We start from the raw sequence: 7715 nt of genomic DNA, 5'->3' as shown, positions 1-7715 counted from the left end.
GCTTGGCTTCAAATACTAACATTTACGTCTTGGAACTGGATATAAAACACTATATCACTGTTCTGGGGAAATTAAAGCCGTCCTAAAAGGACGGGGCTTTAGACCCATTTTCTTGGTAAACTACAACCTCCCAGTCACAGGGAACCGGGGACTTGATGCCCCTTCCGAGAAACTGCCCCCAATCTAAATTCTCAAATCGCACCGCCCCTTCGGGATATCCGCCTCCGGCGCTGGCAATTGATATACTTTAAGAGCCCCAATCTCCTAAAGTTTGGCATTTCCCCGATTATGCTCCGAATCTAAAATCTCAAATCTCAAATCTCAAATCTCAAATCAAACTATGGCTACTTGGCGTTGCGTAAAGCAGTGCGGTGCTTGTTGTTACCTCGACCCAACAGAGCGCCCAGACTTAGACGAGTATTTATCTGAAGACGAATTAGCGCTCTATTTGAGCTTAGTCGGAGAGGACGGTTGGTGTATCAATTTTGACAGAGCGACGCGAGAATGCGGAATTTATGCCGATCGACCGCGCTTTTGTCGGGTAGACTCAGAGGTGTTTCAGGATATGTACGGCGTTGAGCCGGCCCAATTGAACGATTTCGCGATCGAGTGCTGCTTGGAGCACATTGAAGATATTTATGGCGATCGATCTTTGGAAATGATCCGCTTTAACTCGGAAGTCGGAATTCTCGCCTTACCTGACAACTAACCGACTTGATGCCCGTTTGGGCTTTTGTCCCTCCGGCTCATTTTCCCGCTCGGCATCTCAATTCTTTAATCAAAAGTCTAAAATCTCAAATCGAACGATCGTCTGCCGGTTTCTCACCGGGAGAGTGTCAAAATAAACAAATCAAAGAAATATCGCGCAGTTGAGTTGAGCCATGAGCAATCGAGAGGGTTTTACAGGGGGATTTATTGCCGGAGCTGCTGTTGGTGGCTTGGTGGGTGCAGTTTTGGGCGCGGTGCTGTCGCGGCGCGCTGCTGAAGCTTTGCTGAGTGAACCTTCAGACGCAAAAACCAGAAAAATCCGCCAGAGGAAAGCCAGCCAACTCGAAGCCGACAGCATGGAAGTAGCAAGGCTGAGTTTAGAAGATAAAATTGCCCAGCTTAATCAGGCAATAGATGACGTGCGGCTGCAACTCGGCGACGTAAACGGCAACGCGCCGGCGTCGGGCAGCGAGGGTTCGATCGCCAACGACTCCTGAATCCCTTTAAAATTTTAGATTAGTCTGGCAGATCGATGCGCGTTACTGACATCTTGCACCATTCTCGCTTTACAGGCCTTTCGGGCCTGTGAAGCCAAGAGTGAATTTTATTGTGGGCCGTTACTCTTCTAGCCCGCCCGTAAACAGCCTCATGCTCCCCCTCTCCCCCACCTATGCTAAACTTTAAGTTAAAGTGTCTGTAAACTTTACTCAAACTTCAACGAGAATATATGAGTTCTTCCATAGGCCTTTTGGCAACCACGCTGTCCACATTTCTGCAAATCTATGTAGCCCTGATGATTATTCGGGTGCTGTTAAGCTGGTTCCCTAACATCAATTGGTACGACCCCCCGTTTTCAATTTTGAGTCAGTTAACCGACCCTTACCTCAATCTATTCCGATCGATTATCCCCCCCTTGGGAGGGATTGATTTTTCGCCACTAATTGCGTTTTTTGTACTGCAATTCGGCTCGGAATTCTTGATTGGTCTTTTGACCAGCTTGCAAACATCCTTGTAGTTTGAAAAGCTTAAGTTTTTAAGCATCGAGCGTAAATTGTTTTGCCGACCTAGCTGCCGACAACTAAATTTTAGATTTGACATTTTTAGATAAACTCCCCGGTTGAAAAGCTGGGGAGTTTATCGTACATGAGAAATGAGAAATTGCCAGCCACTCAACAATCGAAAATCTAAAATCTCAAACTGCATCGCAATTTCACGGCCAGCCAACCCAAAATCTCTTTCTCAGCAATCTAAAAACTCAAATAGTTTCGTTAACGGCGAACCACGCCAGTAAAACCTGTAGCTTTAAATTGCTTGAGCTTCAAAGGTGTTCGTTGATTGGCTGCAACGGAAATTCTGAGCTGAAAATCGCTAACTCCGGGAGGAACTTCTTCTATAGAACCCAACCGAGTCCGGTTTTGCATCACCGGATTGTCGTCAGCATCATAAATGCGGCCGAAAATATCGGCATTGACAACTGGTTTGCCCGTGCTATTTTCAGCTTTCCCAGTAATCAAAAAGCAGGTAGCTTCCATAGAACTGCCGCTGGTGACTGTTCCTTCTCCCATTTCTGCGGGACATTCGCGATAAGAAAGGTCGGAAAGTTTAATCTGCGTCAGAGCCCAAGCAGGTGGAGTGTATACCAAACTAAAAATTCCGATTAGGCAAGTAGCAAAAAAAAGGCTGATAGCTCGAAATTTCATAAATTGCGGGGCAAGTATATTTTAATTCTCAGCTTAGCGCGAATTGGGCCTCAAATTCCTACTTATAGGAATTCGGAAAACTAAAGCTACTTTTTCAAGAAATGGCATTAGCCTAGACCTAAATGCTGACGTAAAGCTTGGCGCATCACATCGACTGGGACAGATTCTTTATCCAGCCAAATTTTTAAGGCGGCTGCTCCTTGTTGAACTAGCATTTCGAGTCCGTCAATAGCTCGCGCTCCCCTAAGCTGTGCATCTTTGAGAAACTGGGTAGGATTAGGGGTGTAAATTAAATCATAGACGATCGCACCTGCTGAAATTCGATCGATCTCACCAGCCGCAACCGGCGACTTTTCCCCCTGCGGATACATCCCCACAGGCGTCGTGTTCACCAGCAAATCTGCCTGCGAGATTAACCTTGACAAATTCTCCCAAGTATGCACCTGCAAATTCTGCACGGGCATCGGAGAATTGACCCAACTCTGCTGAAATTCCGCTAAATTTTGTTCGTTGCGGCCGACAACGTGAATCTCTGCACATCCCAATTGAGCGCATCCAGCCACAACTGCTCTCGCCGCCCCGCCATTGCCCAAAATTACCGCTACTTTCTGACTCCAATCGGAACCCGCCCTAGCCCCCCCTTGGTAAGGGGGGGGACAGGATTCGATAGCCGTATTGCCCGTTTCTTCGGAACCCCCCCTAGCCCCCCCTTGGTAAGGGGGGGGACAGGATTCAACAGCCCGTGCTTCGTAAGGAGGCGAATCAGATTCAACTGCCGTATTGCCCGTTTCTAAGGGAGAGGTCGCGTCTTTAGCCCCCCCTTGGTAAGGGGGGGTTGGGGGGGTTTGCAGCGGCGCGAGAAAGCCTTCAACGTCAGTATTTGTGCCGCACCAACCTTTGTCAGTCAGGTAGACGGTATTGACGGCGCCGATCGATCGCGCGATCGGGGAAACTTCCGACAGCAGCGGTAAGATTGCTTGTTTGTGCGGAATCGTGATGCTAAATCCCCGAACGCCGATCGCCGCAAATCCTGCAAGAGCAGCTTTTAAATCCCCTGGTTTTACCGGAAACGGCAAGTAAACAAAATCGACTCCCAAGTGGGAAATAGCAGCATTGTGCATCGCCGGCGACAGAGAATGCTCGACGGGATGGCCAATTACTCCCAACAGTTTAGTAGTGCCTTTAATCATTTTTGTTAGTTGACTGTTGACTGTTGACTGTTAAAGGTTGACTGTTGTGAGTTTTCATACCAGATCCTGCTAAAATACCGCCCTTATTCTTTAGTCCCCCTCTGCTGGGACTTCGTTTGACTCTCGACAGCGATTTCAATCGTCAACAGTCAACTGTCAACCGTCAACAGTCAACTGTCAACTGTTTGCCGAAACTCTTTGGCGTCAGCCAAAATCGGATTGACATCAAACCAGTAATCCTCGCCGTAACGGTATTCAAACACCCAGAGACTCCGCAGCAAGATTTGGTATTTAGTTTCCCCGTTCACAGTTTTGGTAGCGGATACTTGGCGCAGCAATTTCCACTCATCCGGTTCGATCGCCAAAGTAAGCTGGTGGCGGCGCTGCACAATCACATTTTCCAAAGTTTCCCGCGACAGAGGAGGGTCTTGTTTCTGCAGACAGCCATACAGTAGTTGCAGCAAATTGCGGACATGACCCCCGCTGACTCGACACAGGCGATCGAGAGTTTCCGCAGAGTCGAAAACTTTGCCCACCAAAGCATAGCGCTGCGAAGGATGCACCGTCGGAAAGGCACGCGCCAGAACCATCTGCCGCAGCAATTCCACACCCTCAGAGCACTCACAACCGTCGCTAAACTGCACCGGCACCATCGGCAAAACCTTCGGATCTACCCCAAATCGATTGGTTAACTGGCCCAAATCGTTAGAGAAAATCAGCACCAAAGGAATTGTATACACGACGTGGCAATTTAGTCTTGCCAACTGTTCGCCGCGATCGACAAACAAGTATTCCGGCTGCAGTCGCCCCGTCGGTTTGGCGCACAGGTGTATGCGATCGAGATTGTCGATAATTACTACAAGTCCTTGTTTCCCTTGGCGTTTGAGTTCTTGATTAGCCGGCTCCAGCAACTCCTTATTAAGCGCATCTAAAATTACATTAGTTCGCGGCTCCAAATATTGCCTCAACTCCGATCGCAGATTCGGAGCATCTTTCGCCTTAGCAGTAATTTTGCCAATTCCCAACGCCAGAGAAAATTCTCCCTCCGTGCTGGCATTTATTTCCCCAACACCAGGGACATTAGCTTCAGCGCTCAAGTCTATTTGAGTTTGGAAAACATCAGCAACCCCTTTGAGCAAAGCTTTAAAACCCTTCGGTTGCAGCTTGATTTTCATTTTCTCAATGCTTTCGCTCACCTGACGAGCAACGCTCAACAAAATGTCAGTGATATCTACATCTGCCATGTCTAAGTCTTTACTCGACTCAAAGTAAACAACATGAAATCCTTGTTGCTGCAATTGAGCTTGCAGCCGCAGCAATTCTGTTGATTTACCAGAGCCGATGTGACCGGTGAATAATTGACAGGTAGGTGCATCGGGGGACAGACGGCTGATGGTGCGCTCCAATTGTTCGACGATTGTGCCGCCCCGCACTGATGAAAAATCGATATAGTATTGTCGGTCTTCTTGATTTGCTACTGCCAGGGTGTAGCTGGGATTGCAGGCGCTATAAAATTTCTGTAAATTTAGTTCCATACCCTGTTCCATCTTTCACAACATTATGCCCTAATAGCTTATTCGTTTCGCTATGGTAATAATCCGAACAACTTCTCAGTTGATTGCGCTGTTTTACGGGGTACTCAATATCTTGATACCTGCATAAGTCAGCACTCTAAAATTATACTTTATTTTGGGTACGGGGAATTAATCAAACTCACTAAAACCTCCCCTAACTCAGTAATTTATCCCGAAGAGCGAGCGCGACTTCATTGACATCACAGACGAAAAAATGACAGTAATGTTCTCCAATAAAGTGAGTATTGAAGTACGGTTAACCGAAGAAAAACCAGGTAGAAATCAGGTATCCATAAACCAGGTTTTTTTAATCATACCTTGTAGGTTGAACCCTAGTGGAACGAAACCAACAAAAGATTTTAGATTTGCTATTTTAGATGGGAGCAAAAATCTCAAATCTAAAATTGATGGCGTTGGGTACGAGTGCCTCAACCCAAACTACTTTCTTAGAGTATTTTGACTTAGGCGCGAAGGTGTTGTGTAAGAAACCGGGTTTCTCGGTGTGATATTTTTTGGGACTCTACTTATTTTGAGAAATTCTACCATTTTGTCACCGATACCTGCTGCCGAAGCGGGATTTTGGCCTGTGACGAGCCTCTGGCCACAACGCCAACTTGAAAATTAGGAACTTTCCTAAAATTAGCGTTCTTCCCGACTACTTGTGTGCAGCTTGCTTGGGTAAAAAAAACAGAAAATAATAAGATCCTCGTTTGGGGTGTACTTTATCCAATGGCAAACCCCTATTTCAATGGGTCATTTTTGTATAAATACTTGAACTCAGCCCAGTTGTGTAGAATGTGAGACAGCTAGTATTGGGGTAAATGGTGCCCAAATACTAGCTGTTAAAACAGATATAAGCTCAACAACAAAAAATAACTGGGGTAACACAAGGCTGAGCAATTTTAGTGATTTATCCTAATTATTAACAAATTAATAGACCTACACTCCTTTATAAAAACGTCTTGGGAGAAAGCCGATTAAGGTACTATCCACCATACAATTCCCTACTGAATAAAAACGTCAACGGGCTGAACATACCGAGCAACGAACAGCCCGGTTAGCGGCGCAATTACGAGCCGCTGGGATTGAATAGGAACAACTATGGAACAATCTTAATGAGAAGTTAAACCAACCTTATCTTGGCCTTGATGCAAGTTTAGTATGCTTTGTTTAATTCACCGGAAAAGCTGATGCAACTATCACGACGAAAGTTTTTTACCTTGGCAGGAGCGAGTGCTGCTGGCACTTTGATGATGTCTCCTCTAGAAACGCTTTATGCCAGAAAGGCTAATGGTGAATCAGTATTTGGGGGAGGGTATGGCCCCCTCGTAGCCGATCCGAATGGATTGTTAGATTTACCCCGTGGCTTTCAGTATCGGGCTTTTTCACGAACCGGCGAAATGATGAGCGATGGTTCCCCTGTTCCCGGTGGTCACGATGGCATGGCGGCTTTCCCAGGTCCCCAAAACACGGTGATTCTGGTTCGCAATCACGAACTGAGCCCGAATTCTACAACACAAGTTGTGGGTCCCAATCCTTACGATCCTCTTTGTAAAGGCGGAACAACCACACTACAGGTTGGCCCCAATCGTCAGCTCATCAACCACTACACTTCGCTTAGCGGCACCTATCGAAATTGTGCGGGCGGCCCGACTCCCTGGGGTTCTTGGATTAGTTGCGAGGAAAATGTCTCGACTCTGGCGACTAATAGACCAAACGATGCGAGAAATGTCTCGAAATCTCACGGCTACAACTTTGAAGTTCCGGCTGAGGCAACGGTTCCTGTGAATCCTGTACCTTTAGTTGCGATGGGACGGTTTAACCATGAAGCGGTGGCGATCGACCCCAAAACCGGAATTGTCTACGAGACTGAAGACCAAAGAGATAGCCTTTTCTATCGCTTTATCCCATCTCAACCGAATAATTTAAGCGCCGGGGGCACTCTGCAAGCGCTGAAGATTAAGAATATGCCTCAAGCAAAGACTTTTGCAGGCTTTCCCAAGGGCCAACCGATGCCGGTGGAATGGGTGACAATTGACAATCCTGACCCTGCTACGGATACGGTACGGGTCGAAGGTTTCGGTAAAGGTGCTGCCCAGTTTGCTCGTGGGGAAGGCATCTGGTACGGCAATCGTGAAGTTTATTTCTGTTGTACAAACGGTGGCTCTGTTGATGCTAATGGCAGACCCAACGGATTTGGTCAAGTTTGGCGGTATCTTCCCGATCGAGATACGATCGAACTTTTTGTTGAGGCTAAATCGGCTGACGAACTCGATGGGCCTGACAATATTGTTGTGGCACCTCATGGCGATTTGATCATTTGCGAAGATGGCGATGATGAGCAGTTCTTGGTGGGCGTAACTCCCAAGGGGGAACTGTATCGTCTGGCAAAAAATGCTATCAACGATCAAGAATTGGCGGGAGCGTGCTTCTCGCCGGATGGTCAAACTTTGTTCGTTAATATCCAAACCCCAGGCATCACGTTTGCCATTTGGGGCCCTTGGAAGTCTCAACGAGGAGCATAACATTACTGCCGTGTAGTG

General features: G+C 47.1%; 7 protein-coding genes. 4 read left to right on the top strand and 3 right to left on the bottom strand.

Annotated elements, in window-relative coordinates; genetic code table 11:
- Positions 1-340 precede the first annotated feature (340 nt).
- From QUB06_RS28275 to QUB06_RS28265, 3 genes are all read left to right on the top strand, one after another.
- Positions 341-709, top strand: a complete 369-nt coding sequence (locus QUB06_RS28275) for a YkgJ family cysteine cluster protein (protein ID WP_333438094.1) — start codon at positions 341-343, stop codon at positions 707-709.
- A gap of 172 nt (positions 710-881) precedes the next feature.
- On the top strand, positions 882-1205 hold the full coding sequence (locus tag QUB06_RS28270) for a hypothetical protein (protein WP_333438093.1): 324 nt from the start codon (positions 882-884) through the stop codon (positions 1203-1205).
- A gap of 230 nt (positions 1206-1435) precedes the next feature.
- Positions 1436-1723 (top strand): YggT family protein, encoded by a 288-nt coding sequence (locus tag QUB06_RS28265; RefSeq protein ID WP_333102770.1) that lies wholly within the window; start codon positions 1436-1438, stop codon positions 1721-1723.
- A gap of 253 nt (positions 1724-1976) precedes the next feature.
- Here QUB06_RS28265 and QUB06_RS28260 read toward each other — a convergent pair whose 3' ends face one another.
- The 3 genes from QUB06_RS28260 to QUB06_RS28250 form a co-directional block, all read right to left on the bottom strand.
- Positions 1977-2408 carry a hypothetical protein gene (locus QUB06_RS28260; protein WP_333083661.1) on the bottom strand — a complete coding sequence of 144 codons (432 nt, stop codon included), beginning with the start codon at positions 2406-2408 and terminating at the stop codon, positions 1977-1979.
- A gap of 107 nt (positions 2409-2515) precedes the next feature.
- Entirely contained in the window at positions 2516-3598 is a 1083-nt protein-coding gene (locus QUB06_RS28255; protein ID WP_333438092.1) for a shikimate dehydrogenase, read from the bottom strand.
- Between the two features lie 170 nt (positions 3599-3768).
- Positions 3769-5133, bottom strand: a complete 1365-nt coding sequence (locus tag QUB06_RS28250) for a P-loop NTPase fold protein (RefSeq protein ID WP_333438091.1) — start codon at positions 5131-5133, stop codon at positions 3769-3771.
- Positions 5134-6362: 1229 nt separating this feature from the next.
- Between QUB06_RS28250 and QUB06_RS28245 the strand changes: the two genes are divergently transcribed.
- Positions 6363-7697, top strand: coding sequence for an alkaline phosphatase PhoX (locus QUB06_RS28245; RefSeq protein WP_333438090.1), 1335 nt, complete (start codon positions 6363-6365; stop codon positions 7695-7697).
- Positions 7698-7715 lie beyond the last annotated feature (18 nt).

Origin of the sequence: Microcoleus sp. D2_18a_D3 (genome assembly GCF_036702455.1) — a bacterium.
Taxonomy (GTDB): Bacteria; Cyanobacteriota; Cyanobacteriia; order Cyanobacteriales; family Microcoleaceae; genus Microcoleus.
This window is presented reverse-complemented; position numbering and strand designations above follow the sequence as displayed.